The organism is Actinoallomurus rhizosphaericola, from assembly GCF_024055675.1.
In the GTDB taxonomy this organism is placed as follows: Bacteria; Actinomycetota; Actinomycetes; order Streptosporangiales; family Streptosporangiaceae; genus Actinoallomurus; species Actinoallomurus soli.
In genome coordinates this window covers 39,152-55,993 of the sequence record NZ_JAMXMW010000035.1, presented here as the reverse complement: position 1 = coordinate 55,993, position 16,842 = coordinate 39,152, and the positions used below count along the sequence as shown (strand labels likewise).

At 69.5% G+C, this 16,842-nt stretch carries 20 protein-coding genes; 7 read left to right on the top strand and 13 right to left on the bottom strand.

Annotated elements, in window-relative coordinates:
* Positions 1-30 precede the first annotated feature (30 nt).
* From NE234_RS43115 to NE234_RS43090, 6 genes are all read right to left on the bottom strand, one after another.
* Positions 31-879, bottom strand: a complete 849-nt coding sequence (locus NE234_RS43115; RefSeq protein WP_252786964.1) for an NAD(P)-dependent oxidoreductase — start codon at positions 877-879, stop codon at positions 31-33.
* A gap of 65 nt (positions 880-944) precedes the next feature.
* The gene (locus NE234_RS43110; RefSeq protein ID WP_252786963.1) at positions 945-1,271 is read right to left on the bottom strand and encodes a hypothetical protein; all 327 of its coding nucleotides are present in this window, start codon (positions 1,269-1,271) and stop codon (positions 945-947) included.
* 162 nt (positions 1,272-1,433) lie between these two features.
* On the bottom strand, positions 1,434-2,087 hold the full coding sequence (locus NE234_RS43105; RefSeq protein WP_252786962.1) for a DUF4232 domain-containing protein: 654 nt from the start codon (positions 2,085-2,087) through the stop codon (positions 1,434-1,436).
* A gap of 269 nt (positions 2,088-2,356) precedes the next feature.
* Positions 2,357-3,646, bottom strand: coding sequence for an MFS transporter (locus NE234_RS43100; protein ID WP_252786961.1), 1,290 nt, complete (start codon positions 3,644-3,646; stop codon positions 2,357-2,359).
* Positions 3,647-3,823: 177 nt separating this feature from the next.
* A complete protein-coding gene (locus NE234_RS43095) occupies positions 3,824-4,699 on the bottom strand; it encodes a COG4705 family protein (protein ID WP_252786960.1) in 876 nt (291 codons plus the stop codon).
* Positions 4,696-4,848, bottom strand: a complete 153-nt coding sequence (locus NE234_RS43090; RefSeq protein WP_252786959.1) for a hypothetical protein — start codon at positions 4,846-4,848, stop codon at positions 4,696-4,698. The genes NE234_RS43095 and NE234_RS43090 overlap by 4 nt, the downstream gene beginning before the upstream one ends.
* A 70-nt stretch (positions 4,849-4,918) precedes the next feature.
* On the opposite strand from NE234_RS43090, the gene NE234_RS43085 reads away from it, so the two are divergent.
* Positions 4,919-5,839 (top strand): LysR family transcriptional regulator, encoded by a 921-nt coding sequence (locus NE234_RS43085; protein WP_252786958.1) that lies wholly within the window; start codon positions 4,919-4,921, stop codon positions 5,837-5,839.
* Positions 5,840-5,889: 50 nt separating this feature from the next.
* On the opposite strand, the gene NE234_RS43080 is transcribed toward NE234_RS43085, so the two are convergent.
* Positions 5,890-6,750 carry an SMP-30/gluconolactonase/LRE family protein gene (locus tag NE234_RS43080; RefSeq protein ID WP_252786957.1) on the bottom strand — a complete coding sequence of 287 codons (861 nt, stop codon included), beginning with the start codon at positions 6,748-6,750 and terminating at the stop codon, positions 5,890-5,892.
* Positions 6,747-7,565, bottom strand: a complete 819-nt coding sequence (locus tag NE234_RS43075) for an FAD-dependent monooxygenase (RefSeq protein WP_256530316.1) — start codon at positions 7,563-7,565, stop codon at positions 6,747-6,749. Before NE234_RS43075 ends, NE234_RS43080 begins: the two co-directional genes overlap by 4 nt.
* A gap of 462 nt (positions 7,566-8,027) precedes the next feature.
* Between NE234_RS43075 and NE234_RS43070 the strand changes: the two genes are divergently transcribed.
* The gene (locus NE234_RS43070) at positions 8,028-8,588 is read left to right on the top strand and encodes a TetR/AcrR family transcriptional regulator (RefSeq protein WP_252786955.1); all 561 of its coding nucleotides are present in this window, start codon (positions 8,028-8,030) and stop codon (positions 8,586-8,588) included.
* 155 nt (positions 8,589-8,743) lie between these two features.
* On the opposite strand, the gene NE234_RS43065 is transcribed toward NE234_RS43070, so the two are convergent.
* From NE234_RS43065 to NE234_RS43050, 4 genes are all read right to left on the bottom strand, one after another.
* The gene (locus NE234_RS43065) at positions 8,744-9,313 is read right to left on the bottom strand and encodes a TetR/AcrR family transcriptional regulator (protein WP_252786954.1); all 570 of its coding nucleotides are present in this window, start codon (positions 9,311-9,313) and stop codon (positions 8,744-8,746) included.
* 1 nt (position 9,314) lies between these two features.
* The gene (locus tag NE234_RS43060) at positions 9,315-10,589 is read right to left on the bottom strand and encodes an MFS transporter (protein ID WP_252786953.1); all 1,275 of its coding nucleotides are present in this window, start codon (positions 10,587-10,589) and stop codon (positions 9,315-9,317) included.
* 76 nt (positions 10,590-10,665) lie between these two features.
* Entirely contained in the window at positions 10,666-11,277 is a 612-nt protein-coding gene (locus NE234_RS43055; RefSeq protein WP_252786952.1) for a flavodoxin family protein, read from the bottom strand.
* Positions 11,278-11,696: 419 nt separating this feature from the next.
* Complete coding sequence (locus tag NE234_RS43050; protein ID WP_252786951.1) at positions 11,697-11,858, bottom strand: hypothetical protein; 162 nt, start codon at positions 11,856-11,858, stop codon at positions 11,697-11,699.
* Between the two features lie 73 nt (positions 11,859-11,931).
* Between NE234_RS43050 and NE234_RS43045 the strand changes: the two genes are divergently transcribed.
* The 4 genes from NE234_RS43045 (at position 11,932) to NE234_RS43030 (ending at position 15,693) form a co-directional block, all read left to right on the top strand.
* Positions 11,932-12,942 carry an LLM class flavin-dependent oxidoreductase gene (locus tag NE234_RS43045; RefSeq protein ID WP_252786950.1) on the top strand — a complete coding sequence of 337 codons (1,011 nt, stop codon included), beginning with the start codon at positions 11,932-11,934 and terminating at the stop codon, positions 12,940-12,942.
* Between the two features lie 84 nt (positions 12,943-13,026).
* Positions 13,027-13,815 (top strand): polysaccharide deacetylase family protein, encoded by a 789-nt coding sequence (locus tag NE234_RS43040; RefSeq protein WP_252786949.1) that lies wholly within the window; start codon positions 13,027-13,029, stop codon positions 13,813-13,815.
* A 400-nt stretch (positions 13,816-14,215) separates the two neighbouring features.
* Entirely contained in the window at positions 14,216-15,127 is a 912-nt protein-coding gene (gene hemF, locus NE234_RS43035) for an oxygen-dependent coproporphyrinogen oxidase (protein WP_252786948.1), read from the top strand.
* A gap of 89 nt (positions 15,128-15,216) precedes the next feature.
* Positions 15,217-15,693 (top strand): VOC family protein, encoded by a 477-nt coding sequence (locus NE234_RS43030; RefSeq protein ID WP_252786947.1) that lies wholly within the window; start codon positions 15,217-15,219, stop codon positions 15,691-15,693.
* Between the two features lie 152 nt (positions 15,694-15,845).
* Here NE234_RS43030 and NE234_RS43025 read toward each other — a convergent pair whose 3' ends face one another.
* Positions 15,846-16,562, bottom strand: a complete 717-nt coding sequence (locus tag NE234_RS43025; RefSeq protein ID WP_256530314.1) for an AraC family transcriptional regulator — start codon at positions 16,560-16,562, stop codon at positions 15,846-15,848.
* A 94-nt stretch (positions 16,563-16,656) separates the two neighbouring features.
* On the opposite strand from NE234_RS43025, the gene NE234_RS43020 reads away from it, so the two are divergent.
* Entirely contained in the window at positions 16,657-16,809 is a 153-nt protein-coding gene (locus tag NE234_RS43020; protein WP_252786945.1) for a hypothetical protein, read from the top strand.
* The last annotated feature ends 33 nt before the right edge of the window (positions 16,810-16,842 follow it).

Genomic DNA, 16,842 nt, shown 5'->3' with positions numbered 1-16,842 from the left:
ACGGCCGAGCGGGTGGTGGGGTGGGGTGCGTCAGGCGTTCAGGCGCGCGAGCAGGTCGGGCAGGCCGCGAGCCCCGGACAGGCCACGCTCGATCACCTCGCCGGCCTCGATGCCGGCGTCCCGCATGGCGCGGTCGAACAGTTCCATGTCCAGGGCCTCGACCTTCGACAGGTGCTCGACGTTGTCGGTGCGGACCATGGTGTTCAGCAGGCTCAGCGCGGCGCTGGAGGCGCTGCCGAGCTTGAGGACCTCCACCAACGCGCCCAGATCGAGATTCATCCGGGCGGCCAGAGCGACGATGTCCGCGACGGAGCGCTGGTTGAGCATGAGCAGCGCGTTGTTGAACAGCTTCGCCGTCTGCCCGCTTCCGCTGCCGCCCAGGTGGACGACGTGCGCGGAGAAGGCATCGAACACCGGCCGGCAGCGTTGCACGGCGTCCTCCGGGCCGCCGACCATGGTGGTGAGGCGTTTCTCCTCGGCGGCCGGGCGCCCACCGCTGACCGGAGCGTCGACCACCGCGATACCGCGTTCGGCGCATCGTTCGGTCAGCCGGATGGCGGTGGCCGGGACACCGGTGCCGTGGTTGACGACGACCGTGTGCGCACGCAGGTGGGGCAGCATTCGCTCGACCAGGCCCTCGACATCCTCGTCCGTGCCGACGCACAACGCGACGATGTCGCAGGAGGCCGCCAGCTCCTCGACCGACCCTGCGGCCTGGTAGGCGACGCCGGCCAGAGCCCCGAGCGAGGCGGGACGCCGGGCCCATACATGGAGGGGAAAAGCGGCCTCGGCGATCGCCCGCGCCATCGGCAGGCCCTGATCGCCCAGCCCGATCCATCCGACCACGGGAGTGTCGTGGGGTGCTGATGTCTCCGTCACGCAGCCAGCATGCGCACCATCCACGTCATCGGACAGTGGACCCGTTTTCCTGGGACTGTGAGTACCTACGGTCGACCGTTGGCCGGGCTCGCCGGCTCCGCGCGCTGCAGGAGCTCGCTTCGGTAGGCCGAGGCCGACTCGGCCGCGCGGCGACGGCGCCCCGCGAGCTCCTCCTCCGACAGCTGCGGCGGCGGCGCGTCCTTGCCCGCGACGGCGTCGGCGTGCAGGGTCACCGGCGGCATCCGCCGGGTGACCTCGACGCGCAGCTCACCGCGGTCGATCCGCGTCACCAGATGCGGCAGCCGCTGCGCGTCGCTGCGGACGAACAGGCCGTTGCCGCGTACGCCGTCCTCCTCGTCGGTAGGCGCGGGCGGCCGCACCATGGTGTTCACCAGGACACCTGCCCGCCTCCGGGAGTCGGCTGCTCCGCGTCGTCGTGGGGCTTGAAGCGCAACGAGACCACCGGCCGGCGGCTGACACGCGTAGGGAGCGGGAACGTTCGCGTTCCCGCTCCCTACGGCCCCGTATGCCTGGCCTGTTCCGTTCGGGACGGGTCAGGTGAAGTTGACGCCGTTCATGGTGGGCTGAAGGGTGCCCAGGGTGAGGCTGTCGCAGATCGGCGGCTGGTAGCCGTCGTCGAGGCCGTGGTAGGTGAGCGGGATCCAGGTGCTGTGCCAGGCGACGCCGAGGCCGTCGGTGACGCCGCCGGGGCAGCCCTTGGTGGTGTGCCACTTGATTCCGGCGAAGGCCGAACGTCCGGGCCGCAGCGTGATGGTCATGCCGGGACCGGGGTAGCTCACCTGAGTCGCGGGAATCGCGGTGTAGTTGTTCCGCCCGCCCTTCCCGAGCGGTGTCCAGCCGGCCGGCAGGTAGCAGGTTTCGCCCGACCGGTTGGTGAGGGTCAACGTGGCGATCGCCTTTTCCGCTTCCTCTCGATTGGAGCCGGGATCCTGAATCTGCAGTTCGGCGTTGAGCTCGGATGCCATGCAGCTCGGCGTGTCACCCTGATCGGGGTGCGCCGCCACCGCTTTCCCATTGTGGGTGCCCGTGGCGGCCGACCCCGTCGCCGACGAACTCGGCGCCGTCTGCGCCGATGGACCCGACGCCGCCGACACCTTGCCGTCGACGTTGCAGCCGGTGAGGGCGAGAGCGGCCATCCCGACGCCACAGGCCAGAGCGGCAGTCGTACGCAGGTTCTTGAACTGCATGGGAAAAACCTCCCCGGTTGCTTACTGACTCGACTGGTACGTTCGATGTCCGGCAATGGCGTTGAGGTTCACGGGAAGATCCGGTTTCCCTTTTTTTCTGCCGTGACGGATGTCACGCGAACTTAGAAGGCCGGTAAAGCGTCTCTTCAGAAAACCGCCCCGGCTCGCGGTCGGTGGTGGCGATGGCCCGACGGAGCCCCGGGGGCACCGCCGCATCCAGGGTGAACCGGCCCGGCTGGTTCGACCAGGTCCGCGGCGGGGTGTCCACCTCACGGGGCCGGCTCGGCCGGCTCTTCGACCGGCCGCACGACAGGGGCCTTCCCCTCGAATCGCCGAAGTCTCCCTGACCCGATGGCGAAAGCAAAAATCGCGCCGAGAAACGCCGGTATCGCGAAAAGAACGAAATTCAACTGCGGCGCGAAACCGGCGGCGAGTATCCAGCCTCCCAGAGTCGGGCCGGCGATGGCGCCGATCCGGCCTATTCCCAGCGTGACACCCAACGCGCTGCCCCGGGCGTGCACCGGGTAAGTGCGGGAGATGTACACGTTGATGAGCCCTTGAACGCCGAGCGCGCCTGCGCCGCCGATCATCACTACCGGGTAGAGGATCGCCGGCGGCGACTTGATGCTCAAGCCGGTGATGACGCCCGCAGCCACGACGAAACACCCGATGATGGGCCCTTTCGACCCGGCGCGGTCGGCGAGTATCGCCATCGCGAGTCCTCCGACCGTCGCACCGAGGTTGAGGAGCGTGAGGAACGTCAGTGAGGAGCCCAGGGGGTACCGCGCCGCCTGCATCAGCTGCGGCAACCAGGTGTTCATCCCGAAGATGAGCAGGAAAGAACAGATCACCATGCCGCAGAACAGTGTCGTCGTCCCCACGTACGGTGGCCGCAGCACAAGACGGAACCCGTCGCCTCCAGGCGCCCTCTTCGCCTCGGCGGATGTCCGCCGGTACGCCGGTGATTCGGGCAGCCATCGGTGGGTCATCACCCACAGCAGCAGTCCGACGCCACCGCCGACGAGGTACTCCAGCCGGAAATCGGATCCGTGCAGGAGGACGTTGGCCACCATCGCGGCCGATGAACCCCCTATCGTGACGCCGCACTGAACGATCGCCGAGTAGAGGTTCTTTCGCGTCACCGGCGTGAGCTCGAAGATCAGCGGTGTTATGGCGGGGTAGATCGCACCGACCCCCAGCCCGACCATGATTCGGCCGGCGCCGAACACCTGTGGATCGGGGGCGAACGCACACGTGAACATCCCCAGTGAGACGGCCACGAGGCTGACCAACGCCGTTCGCCGTCGCCCGTACCGGTCGGTGAGCTGCCCGACCAGCAGGGCCCCGAACAGCATTCCCACGGGTGTGAGACTGCCCAGCACGCCCAGCGCCGGCAGAGAAAGGCCCCACGGCCGATATCGGTGCAACAGCGGCGCCGTCGCGCCGAAGGCGACGAGGTCATAGCCTTCCAGCGTCATGACGGCCAGCCCGATTCCGACGGCCTTCCACAGCAGAGAAGACGGCGGCGCCGGTGATACGCCAGGTCGTGTCGTGCTCACGTACGGATTCCTCATCCTCTCAGGTCACGGCTTCGTCGTGACGTGGCTACAGTCGGGACGAACCCCAAGGCACATGCCTTTCTGTTGGCGCCGCGCATATCGGCGGTTCTCAAACGCCTTCCGCTGCACGGCTGTCGTGTACGCGGTCAGGCCGGACCGGCATTCGGAGAAGGCTCCTTAACCGTCCGTCTCCTCGGTGGGGCGGACGGCGTCGGAGTGAATGTCGGCGGTCGGGTCGGCCCCGCGCATCCCGAGCAGTCCGAGCAGCGCGACGATGGCGATCGTCGCGCCGAGGCTGATCCACCCGGTGCCCAGGCCGAGGCCGTCCTGGCGAGACGAGGACAACCAGTCGGTGATCGACGCGCCGAGCGGACGGGTGATGATGTAGGCCGACCAGAACGCGGTGACGGTGCCCAGGCCCGCCCAGCGGTACGCGGCGGCCGGGACGGCGATCGCGATGGCGAACAGGACGATCGACCCCAGGTACCCAAGGTGCAGCCAGTTGGCCGTCAGATCGCCGGCGACGGTGCCGAGCGCGAAGGTGGTCATCACCATCGACCAGTAGAAGCGTTCCCGGCGCGGGGTGGTGATGCTGTGCACCGACAGGGTTCTCTCCCGGGCGTACCACCAGACGAGGATCGCGGCCAGCACGATCGAAAGCCCCGCCGTCGTGACCAGGTACGGAAGGCCGACCACGAAGTCGAGAACGTCGGCGATCATGGTGCCGAAGACGGCCACCATGACCACGGCCGACCAGTAGATCCAGAGGCGGTAGCGATCGCTGCGGAACTGAGCGATCAGCGCGATCGCCAACGCGATCGCGGCGCCGCCCAAGGCGAGTCCCGGATTCACGTGGCTGACGAGAAAGTCCGAGAAGGTCTCGCCCATTCCCGTGGTGAGGATCTTGATGATCCAGAACAGTGCGGTGATCTCGGGGACCTTGGCGACGAGCCGCCGCGCGCCTGTGGCGCCGGGTGTCCGATCATCGAGTGCGGCGGTACGCAGCGATCCCGGTGACGAAGGAGACGGCGTCCGGCCCGACATCGCGCTCATGCGCCCTCATTCGTCGTGGGAGCGACCAGAGGCGCCGTGTCGTTGACCCGCTCGCTCCACTCGCCTCGTTCGATATCCGTGAGGAAATGATCGTGCTCGGTGTCAGGCAGGGGCTGATCGAAGGGAACGAGCCTCGTGTGCTGAATCATGCATTGATTCTCGACGGCGTACGCCGCCGGCGTCCAAGACCGGTTCGATCTTCAGTGATAACCTGGGGGCATGGTTGAACTGGAGACCCGTGAGCTCGAGTACTTCCTCGCGGTCGCCGACGAACTGCACTTCGGCCGGGCCGCCATCCGGCTCTCGATCGCCCAGCCGGCGCTGTCGAAGGCGATCCGGCGGATCGAGACCCGGCTCGGCGTCCCACTGTTCATCCGCTCCAGCCGGCACGTCGCACTCACCCCCGCCGGACAGGCACTGCAGGAACACGGGCGGCACGCCCTCAACGCGGTCAGCGCCGCCGTCCGCAACGCCCGGCACGCCGGCGACCCCCACGCCCACCTACGACTCGTGCTCAAGCCCGGCGGCGACGCCGGCCTGCTGTCCGGGATCCTGGCCGAGTACTCCCACCAGCCCGACGCCCGCCGGGTGGACATCCTGTTCAGCGGCCCCGCCGACCGGACCGAGATCCTGCACGACGGCCGCGCCGACGTCGGCCTGCTCTACGTCCCGTTCGACGACCTCGACGGCCTGGCCCACGAGACACTGCACACCGAGGACCGCGTGGTGATCGTCCCGGCCGGGCACCGGCTGGCGGGGCGTTCTTCCGTACGCATGTCCGATCTGGAAGGTGAGACGCTGCCACGCTGGAAAGGCGTCCCCGGCGGCGACGGCACCGGCCCCGAGGTCGCCGACGTGACCCAGCTGCTCCACATGATCACGGTGAGCCGGATGATCGGCGTGCTGCCCCGCTCGCTGGTCGAACCGCTCCCGGCCGGCCTGGTCGGCGTCCCGGTGACCGACACACCGCCCAGCCGCCTCGTCCTCGCCTGGAACGAACACGACCACCGGCCACTGGTCGCGTCCTTCGTCGCCGCCGCGCTCCGGCTACGCCGGCACCGGACCCGATCGGCCATCGACACGCCTGAAGCGCCGCCCGGATCGGATGACGAGCGGCTCGTGCCGGAGGAGCCGCGGTGAGCGAGGCGGGCGCCCGCCACGCCACCGCGAACGCCCGTCACCACGGTCCGTCACGGAGCGTTTCGTGGGGGCGTGACGTGAAGGGGGGCGGTGGCGACCGCGGTCTCCACGGTCTTGGCCGCGAGCGCCCGCATGAGGTCCTGGCCGTGCGCGTCCGCGACGGTGACGTACAGCAGCCGCCCGTCGGCGCAGCAGGCGATGGGGTAGCCGTCGCCGGTGCCGATGGAGTCGAGCAGCTCGCCGTCGCGTACCTTGACGACGGCGTGGCCGGAGGTGGTGGCCACCCAGATGCCGTCGGGAACCGGCCAGATCCCATCCGGCCGGGCGGCGGGCCCGACCAGGGCGGCGAGGTCGGCATAGGTACGGCGGCCCGACAGCACACCGGTGGGGCCGACGTCGAACGCGGTGAGGCGTTGTGCGGCGGTCTCGGCCACGATGAGGGTCGTCTCGTCGTCGATGAGCGCGAGGCCGTTCGGGAACCGCAGGCCCTCTGCGGCGATCCTGACGGTGCGATCGGCTCCGACCCGCAGCACACGCCCCGGCCGGGGCGCCTCGCCCTTGTGCGGGGCGTAGCCGACGTCGTCGACGTAGAGGTTGCCGGCGCGGTCGCCGACCAGGTCCCCCAGCGCCCCGGGGGCGAGCGCGGTGAGGTCGGCGTGGGTGTCGAAGCCGGCGCCGTTCCAGACACCGAGCCGCGGTTCGGTCATCATCGCGGCGACGAGCGTGCCGTCGGGGAGGAACCACAGGCCGTTGGCGGGTGCGTCCAGCTCGGTCGCCGTCCAGGTCCCGCCGGCGTCGGTCCACAGCCGAGAGGCCTGGGTGTCGGACACCCACAGCGCCCCGGTGTGCCGCCGTGGGCCTTCGCCCCAGGTAAGTCCCGTCGCATGGATCTGAAGGTCGCGGGTGTTCACGCCGAGACCTCCGCGCCGGCCAGCCGCTCATGCAGAGCCAGGGTGGCGGCGTCGAGCGCCGCGCTGCCGCGGGTGAGTGCGTAGGTGTAGCGGTCGGGACGGATGATCGCGGCGTCGGCCTCATGGTCCCGCAGCCAGGCGGCCAGGTGCGGGCTGGGCAGCGTGACGACCGCGACGTCGAGGTCCGCCCAGGCGCCGCGGGTCCGATCCGGCCCGCTCCGTCCTGTCACCACCCGCGCCAGCTTCCAGGCGAGGTTGGCGGCGTCACGCAGGCCCGAGCACATGCCCTGGCCGAGCATGGGCGGCATCTCGTGGGCGGCGTCGCCGGCGATGAAGAGCCGGCCGTTGCGCCAGCGACCGGCCAGGCGGGCGTGCCATTCGTAGACGTCGGTGCGTTGCATCCGGTAGTCGCCCGGCGCCAGCCAGCGGGACAGCAACCGGTAGACGGTCGTGGGACGCTCGTACTCCTCGGCGTCGTCGCCGTCGCCGAGCATGAATTCGAACCGCAGCTTGGGCGGGAAGATGGGGCAGTACGTGACCGGCTTGTCGGCCTCGCAGACGATGAAGCCGTTGGTGGCCGGCAGCTCGGCCGGGTGCGCGAACGGATGAATGTCGACGATCAGCAAGCGCTGGGTGCCGTGCAGGTCCTCCACGTCGTCCGTGACGTACGGGCGCAGGAACGATCCCGCGCCGTCGGCCCCGACGATGTAGGCGGCCTGGAGGGTACGGGTGCCGCCGGTGGCGCGGTCGCCGATCCGTACGGTGGCGTGGTCCGCGGTCTGGTCCACCGCGGTGACCTCCCACCCCGGCCACAGGTCGGCGTGCTCGCTCGAACGACCCGGAGGACAGCCGGTACCGCGCCGCCTACTTCGACCGCTTCCCCGGCGTGTGGCGCCACGGCGACTGGATCACCCTCACCGACCACGGTTCGGTCATCATCCACGGCCGTTCCGACGCCACCCTCAACCGGCACGGCATCCGCATGGGCAGCGCCGACATCACCGCACCGGTCGAACGCCTTCCCCACATCGGTCATCGGCCTCGAAGAACCCGACGGGGGCTACTGGATGCCCCTGTTCGTCACGCTCACCGACGGCCGGCGACTCGACCAGGAACTGGTACGCCATGATCGGAGCCCAGCGTCACGGCTCGGCCGACGACCGGCACACCCGCTAGCCGAGCCGCCCCGGCTCGCGGGACGTCCGGTCGACCCGACGCCGGTCGACACCACGGTTGCCGGAATCAAGCAGACCGGCCATATTGAAACCATGCCTCAGGTGAGCGTCAAGGGAAAGCTGATCGAACACGCCGAGTCCGTGTTCCGCCGCCAGGGTTTCAACGGCGCCAGCGTGCAGGACATCACCAGCGCGGCCGGCGTGCCGAAGGGCTCCTTCTACAACCACTTCAAGAGCAAGCAGGAACTCGCCTCCGAGATCGTCCGCCGCTACGGCAACGCCACGGACTTCAGCATGCTGAAGCGGGAAGGTTCGGCGCACGAGCGGTTGCGGGCCCACTTCGCGGCCCAGGCTGAGCGGACCAGCTCCACCGGCGTCGAGTTCGGCTGTCTTCTGGTGACCATGGCCAGCGAGACCCCGACGGCGGGCGTCGAGGTCGGTTCCGCCGTACGCGACAGCATCACCGCATGGGCCGCCGCGCTGGCCGAGGTGATCCGGCAGGGACAGCAGGCGGGCGAGTTCCGGTCCGAAGCGTCCGCGGAGGACTTGGCGACCTTCCTCATCGACGCCTTCGAGGGCGGCGCGCTCCGCGGGAAGGCGACGGGTGACGCGACCGCTTCGATGAGGTCCCTGGACCTGGCTCTCGACGCCCTCGCTCGTTGACGGCGGTTCACTCCCGCCGTGTGGGGGCCGACAGGCACCACGGTCGGTGACGCACGGGCGAACGCATCGTCGGAGTGCGGCGGGCCGGTGCCTACGCGGACTGCGGTTCTGGACCGGACGCGGCCGCCGGGAGCGGGCCGGTACGCCGGTACCCGTCAGGCGCGCAGTGCGTCCAGCGCGATGCCGACCTCCTCGGCCACCGAGGACTGGTCCTCGGTGGCCCTGGCGCGCAGGGTCGCGCCCTCCAGCAGGTCGAGCAGGAAGGCGGCCAGGTCGGCCGCGGACCGGTCGGTGGTGATCTCGCCCGCCGCCTGCCCTTCCCGGATCGTCAGGGCCAGGGCCCCGATCCAGCCGTCCAGGGCCTCCCGCACCGACCGGCGCACACGCTCGCCCGCGGTGCCCGCCTCGCTCGCGAAGGTGCCCAGCAGGCACCCGAACTCCACGCCCGAGGCCCGGATGCGGTCGAGCTGGCCGCTCAGGTGCCGGCGCAGGCGATCGAGTGCGGAGCCGTCCCCCTTCAGCGCGGCGAAGTCGGTGGCCTGGACGTAGCCCAGCACGATCTCGGCGGCCAGCTCCTCCTTGCTGGCGAAGTGGTTGTAGAACGATCCCTTCGGCGCGCCCGCCGCCCGGGTGATGTCCTGCACGCTCGCGCCGTGGAAACCCTTGCGGCGGAAGACGTCCTCGGCGTGCTCGATCAGCTGGTTCCGCACACTCACTCGAGGCATCTCAGGAACCTTGGATGAGCAGCGGGCGTTCGCCGCGTCGCGCCCGCAGGGTGAGTGAGAGGGCCGCGGTAGCGGCGAGAAGGGCCACCACCATGCCGTAGACGACGACAGTGGTGGTCAGCGGGACGAAGTCGCTGGCGATGCCCGCAAGGAGAACCGGCGCCCCGTACGCGGTGTAGGCGACGAGGTAGACGGCGGCGAAGAGGCCGCCCCGGCTCGCGTTGTCGGCGAGCGGGCCAAGGATGCGCAGGGAGGATCCGAAGGCCGCTCCCTGCCCGGAGCCGCCGAGGAGTGCGCCGAGGACAACGAGCGGCAGGTCGCCGGCCGCGATGCCGGCGACCGCGAGCACGGCGCCCACGAACACCAGGAGCGCGCCGACGCGGGTGGCCCGTTCGGCGGGCAGCCGGCCGAACGCGACGCCGGCCAGCGCCGCCGCCATGGGCTGGATGGCGACGATCGCGCCGTTCACCGCCGCGTTGTGGATGCCGAAGACCGAGTTGTCGAAGGACGGTGCCAGCCCGAGGAACAGGCCGGAGAACATCCAGCCGGCGCCGATCAGCGGGGCCAGGGACCAGAACCACCCCCGGGCCGTCCGGACGACGCTGAGCCTGGGGCGCAGCGAGGCCAGGACACCGGGGTGGCGATCCGCGGTCTCGGGGGCGGCCAGCACGGAGGCGATGCCGTAGACGAGGACCACCGCCAGGCCGATGAACACGACCGCCGTCGGGTGGTCGCTGGTCTGAACGGCCAGGCCGGCGAAGAGTGCGCCGAGGGCCAGTCCGCCGACCGGAGCGGCGCTGGTCAGTACGGTCATGACGCGCCGGTGCCGGGGGCCGGCGAGTTCGATGATCGCCGCGGTGAACGTGCTGGTGGCCGCTCCGGTGGCCATGCCTTGCACGGCCCGTGCGGCGATGATCCAGCCGATGCCGTCGGCGGCCAGGAAGAGTGCGCCGGTCACCAGCAGCAGGAACATGGCGCCGACCAGCACCGGCCGGCGGCCGATGTGGTCCGACACGGAACCGGCCACGAGAAGGGTGGCCAGCAACGTCACCGCGTACACGGTGAAGGCCGTGGTGAGCTGCCAGGCAGGGAAGCCCCACTCGTGCTGGTAGAGGACGAAGAGCGGGCTTCCGGCACCGGCTCCGAAGGCGACGGCGATCGAGGCGATCACCACGCCGAAGGTGGCCAGGGGCCGCCTGGGGCCGGACGGCTGGTCCGGTCCCGGATGCCGGCGCGCGGGGGTCGCCTGACGGGGCTTGACTGCAGAGACTTTCACGGCGTCTCCTCGGGCGGGTCGTCCGAACGGATCTGGGTAGAGGGCGGCGTACCGCCCCAGAAGGTCGTGTGAGCGCTCAGGCCGTAACGGAGAGGGCCCGGCGTCCGGCGCTGATCAGGCTCGCCTGACGGGCCACGCGCGCACCCAGATGCTCGGCCGTGGCGATGTCCGCGCTGTGGACGGTGTCGACCCCGCCGTCCATGGGGGTCTGCGCGCCCGCTCCGCCCCAGTAGCCGAGGCGGTTGAGGTCATGTTCGGAGGCGGTGGTGGCGTTCCAGCCTGGAGCCAGGCCCAGGCTGACCCAGAGCATCTGGTGCTGAGCCGCGAAAGCCGCGAAGAAGGCGAGCGTGTTGGTCTTGTCGCCGCTCTTGGAGGCCGAGTTGGTGAAACCCGCCGCCAGCTTGTCCGCCCACCGTCCCTCGATGAAGCGGCCGCTGGTGGCCTCGGCGAAGCCGTGGAAGCCGGCCGAGGCACCGCCCATGTAGGTGGGCGATCCGAAGATGATGGCGTCGGCGTCATCGAGCCGCTGCCACTGCTCGTCGGTGACGGCGGTCACGTCCACGAAGGTCACGTCGGCTCCGGCTGCCGAAGCCCCACGGCGCACCGCTTCGGCGAGCACTTCCGTGTGTCCGTAACCGGAGTGGTACGCGACGGCGACGGCCGGGCGAGGGGAGGTCAGGTCGGACATGGTCGGCTCCTGTTCGAGTACTGAGGGCTCCGGGGTGCGCCACCTCTTCGGTGGTGCGGCCTCCTCCTGCGAAGGTCGCGGCGCCGCTTCTCGTAGGAAGCAATATGACCGGTCATCTTAGATCTGTCAAACGGACATGCACGCGAGAACTCGACGATCCGCGAGTTCACCTCCGCACGCCGAACTGCGCGAACCGGCCAGAGCCGCGATCGAACTCGCGCAACGCGTCGATCCCAGCCCGGCCTTTTTCTCTAGGCTCTGTCACTCATGTCCTTTACCGGAGGTGGGTACGGAGTCGCTCCGGCCGGGTGATCCCGCGTTCGTCGGCGAGTATCAGCTCCTCGCTCGCCTCGGTGCGGGCGGGATGGGGATCGTCTATCTCGCTCGGTCACCGGGCTCCCGGCTGGCGGCTCTCAAGATCATTCGGCGGGAGTTCGCCGCCGACCCGGGTTTCCGGGAGCGGGCACGGCGGTCATCACGGTGGTGGCGAGCAGGGCGAGCAACTCGGCGCCGATGAGGCGGGTGCGGTATCCGAGCGCCCGCGTCCCGTCCGGGTCGAAGGCGGCGAGTAGGAGTTCCACTGATCTCTCCCCCAGGCCTCGCGGCGGCCGCAAATGACGCCCACGCCACACCGGTCTCCGGCAGAGTAGGGGCATGCGGGTGGGAGTGTTCCTGCTGGCGGCCAAGTTCCCCGGGCAGAGCGACGGTGAGGTGCTGACCGCCACCGTCGAGGCGGCCGTCGCCGCCGAGCACGCCGGGTTCGACGATGTGTGGTTCGCCGAGCACCACTTCATGTCGTACGGGATCTGCCCGTCGGCGGCCACGCTCGCCGCCTACGTCCTGGGCCGTACGCAGCGGATCGCGGTGGGCACCGCGGTGAGCGTGCTGTCCACCGCTCACCCGGTCGCGCTCGCCGAACAGACCGCCCTGTTGGATCAGGTCTCCGCCGGCCGATTCCGGCTCGGGGTCGGGCGGGGCGGGCCCTGGGTCGACCTGGAGGTGTTCGGCGCGGGCCGTGCTCGATACGAGTCCGGTTTCGCCGAGAGCCTCGACCTGCTGCTGGCCGGGCTGAGCCGTTCCCGGCTGTCGGCGAGCGGGCCGACCTTTACCTTCCGCGAGGTGCCGATGGTGCCGCGCCCGCGCACCCACCCGCGTCCACCGGTCGTGGTCGCCTGTACGTCCACCGGAACCGCGGCGCTGGCCGCCGAACGCGGCCTGCCGATGCTGCTCGGCCTGCACCTCGACGACGAGGGCAGACGGCGGATGGTCGACGCGTACACCGCCACGGCCGCGAACACGCGCGCGGAGCACGCGGCGGCCGTCATGGCGCACGTCGCCGACACCCGAGCCGAGGCACAGGGGCTGATGCGTGCGGAGCTGCCACGCTGGCTGCGGCCGGGGCTCGCCGGATACGTGCCGGTCGACGACCGGCCCTACACCCCACGCGACCCGGACGCCTACACCGAACTGCTGTGCCGCATCCACCCGATCGGCACCGCCGAAGACTGCCTCGACATCATGGCCACAACCGTCGAACGCACCGGCATCCGCCACCTGATCCTCATGGTGGAAGGCACCGGATCCCCGAACCGGACCCGCGAGAACATCACACGACTCGGCGTCGAGGTCCTCCCTCACCTCCGGGCCCGCTTCGGAGACCGATGACCGGGAACAAGGATCCGAACTTCTCGACGAACCCGAGAGTCCTAGCTGATGGATCGACGGTCGTATCGGCGGGTGGGGATCGATATGAGAAAGCTGGACCGGCGTCAGGCACTGTGGACGATCGGCGCTGCCGGTGCCGGTCTCGTGGCCGGCGCGGCACCGGAATTCCTCCGTGGCACCGGTACGCCGAGGACCCGGCACCACCTACGTACGGTCGCCCACACCGCCCGGCCCGATCCCGGCTATGCCCACGGACGGCCGCTGCAGGCGCTGCGCCGGCCGATCCACAACTTGCACGATCTCCAACCGGCGGCACCGCCGAACGCGGTGGCGCTGACCATCGACGACGGCCCGCATCCCGTGTGGACCCCGAAGATGCTGGACCTGCTGGCGGAGCTGGAGGTGCCGGCGACGTTCTCGCTCATCGGCGTCCAGGTCACCGAATACCCGCAGCTCGTCCGGCGGATCGTGGACAGCGGGCACCAGGTCTCCGACCACACCGTGACGCACCCGCTGAACCTCCCCGCGCTCGCCGACGCTCGAATCCGTGAGGAGATCGGCGGCGCGCACGACCGCATCGCACAGATCTCCGGAGTCGCCCCGAAGTTCTTCCGCTCCCCGGGCGGCGCCTGGTCACAGCGGATCCTCGACGTCGCCACCGAACACGAGATGATCTGCATCGACTGGCAGGTCGACCCACGCGACTGGGCCCGCCCCGGCACCACCACCATCACCGACCGGCTGCTACGCGCCCAAGCGGGCGACATTCTGCTCTGCCACGACGGCGGCGGCGACCGCTCCGAAACCATCCGCGCGCTGCGGACGGTCATCCCCGCGCTGAAACAACGCGGCCTCACCTTCGTCGCCCTCTGACTCACCGCGTTCGCGTCCCGGCCAGGTGGGCGGGGCACACGCGGTGCACGCTGCCGAGCGGCTGCCGTAGCGCACTTGGCTGTGCGTCACCGAAGCTGCGGCGACCGGACAACGACCACCTGCATCCCCGAGCATCGTGCTGACCGCCGACAGCCGCATCACCGTCGTGCCGGAGATCGCCCGCAGAACCGCCGAAGACGTCGCCCGGCTCATCCTGAGTGCCGGACGCTACGCACCCTGCCCCCACCACGAACACCGCAGCTCCGCCCGGGCGAGCGAAGCCCCAGGTCAAGAAGTGTCGGCGACCGGGCGAGACTTCACCGACGGCACATCGCTGCGACACCGGCGGGCGCCGTGACGCGTCTGAGGAATGTCCCATGCGAGTCCCTCAGGAGGTCCGATGAGCCACGCCACGGGCATCGCCGAGATGCTGCGCGCCGAGCAGTCCCGGCTGGTCGCTGAATTCGAACGTTATGACCAGGACGGACGGTTCCGCATTCGGGAGTGGAACCGGTCCCGGCTCGGCGGCGGCCGTGCGTGCGTGCTGGAGCGGGGGCGCATCTTCGAACGCGCCGGGGTGAACGTCTCGCTCGTCCACGGCGATCGGGTGCCGCCCACGATCGCCGATACGGTCTCGGGAACCGACGGCCGGCCGTTCACCGCCACTGGGATTTCAATGGTGTTGCATCCGCTCAACCCGTACGCGCCGTCATTCCACGCGAACTTCCGATTCTTCAGCGTGACCGGCGGTGACGCGGAGGAATGGTGGTTCGGCGGCGGCTGCGACATGACGCCGGCATACGGCTTCGAGGCTGACGCCGTCCATTTCCACACGATGCTCAAGACGTGGTGCGACCGCCACCCGCCCAGCCGGTACGCCGAGTGGAAGGCGGCCTGCGATGACTACTTCACCATCCCCCACCGCAGAGAGATGCGCGGCATCGGCGGAGTGTTCTTCGACCGCCTATCCGATCAGGGCCCGGCGGGGTTCGACCGGTGCCTCGCCCTCGTCGAGGACGGACTCGCCACCATCCTGCCCGCCTACCTGCCGATACTCGACCGGCGCTGCCCGATGCCGTACGGCGAGCGGCAACGTACCTGGCAGTTGCAGCGGCGAGGGCGGTACGCCGAGTTCAACCTCGTCTATGACAGGGGGACGCGCTTCGGTCTGCAGACACGCGGGAACATCGAGGCCATTCTGATGTCGCTACCGCCCCTGGCCCGCTGGGACTTCGACGCCCATCCCGAGCCCGACTCCCCCGAGAGCCAACTGGCCGGCTTCTTGCAACCTCGTGACTGGACTCGCGGGTAAGCCACTGCACCCCCGGATCATCTTCGGGAAGGGTTGAGGCGATCCTCCGGTTGGCGTCAACGATCATTCGCTGAGATCGGAGTCCTGCTATGACAACCGACCGCGGGCCCTCGCCCGTCCGCCAGCTCCGCCTGGTCGTCGAGGCCGACGACTACGAGGCGGCGCTCGCCTTCTACCGCGACGTGCTGGGCCTGCCCGAGCAGGCGGCCTTCTCGAGCGACGAGGACGCCCGTGTAGTGATCCTGGACGTCGGCCGGGCCACCCTGGAGATCGCGAACCCGGCACACAAGCGATACATCGACGATGTCGAGGTAGGACGCCAGGTCGCACCCGAGATCCGAGTCGCCTTCGAGGTCGACGACGCTCAAGCCACCACCGACCGGCTGGTGGCCGCCGGAGCCGAACAGGTCGCCCCACCCACCATCACACCCTGGAGGTCCCTGAACGCACGGCTCAACGCCCCGGCCGGCCTGCACATCACGGTGTTCCAGGAGACACTTACCGAGGACGAACGCCGAGCACTGGAGGGCTTCGGGACGGAGACGGCGACGTCGACCGACGGCTGACGCCAAGCCCGCTCACACCCCGGCACGACGGCCACCGGCCATGGGGCACCTCCATGTGCGCCACCTCTGAAGACCAGGTCTCGCAGTACCGTGCCGGACTTTCGGTGAGATGCCCTGAACTGCCAGGTGCGGGGCGGGGCGCGGGCGGGCGATCAGCTGGTGGCCTTCTCCCGCGGTGGTCTCTGGCGCAGAGGATCCGCTGCTGGAGGTGTGCCGAACGCGCGCTTGTAGTCGCGGCTGAACTGTGACGGGCTTGCGTAGCCGACAGCCATTGCGATTCGTGAGATGGTCTCGGTCTCGCCTGCGAGCAGTCGGCGGGCTTCGTGCAAGCGGATCCGCTTGTGATATTCCACCGGTGTAGTCCCGGTGGCGGCCTTGAAGTGCCGATGGAATGAGGTGACGCTCATCCCTGCACGGTTCGCGAGGGTCCCGACGTCGACCGGCCTATCGATATGGTGGCGCATCCATTCGGTCGAGCCGCTGATCCGCTGCAGAACTCCGTCGACGGTGATGAGTTGAACCAATGAGTCCCCGTGTGAACTCGTAAGCACGCGGTATACGATCTCACGTTTAAGCCCGCCCGAGAGGATTTTCGCGTCCATGGGTGCATCGAGCAGTTGCAACAGCCTGAGCGTCGGGTCGAGCACGGCCTCAGGCAGCGGACGCACCGAAATCGCCTGTGCCTCTGTCCCGGGCAGCAACTGCATGTCCGTGGCGAGATCGACGAGCATGGCGAGATCCAGTGGCAATTCGACAGCCATGTACGGCTTCGTCTCATCCGCCTCGGTCACGTGAGTCAGTGCTGGTAGGTCCATGTACGCAATGACCAGGTCACCGCTGCCATAGTCGATGACCCTGTCATCGAGCAGGACATGAGACGGGTAGCCACAGACATTCCTCCGGCATTCCTACGTACATAGGCTGTGGTCATCAGGCGTCGCCGGCATACGCGAGCCGAATCCCATGTTGCGGCGCGAGTGCCTCGACCACCTGCTGATCTACAGGCAGGGACACCTGCAGCGGGTGCTGGCCGAGTATGAACAGCACTACAACGCGTCCCGCGACCAAAGACCACCACTGCACAACCCCGGCCAGCCGATGACCTCACGGCTGTGATCGAGCGCCGCACCACTGTCGCGGGCCTGATCC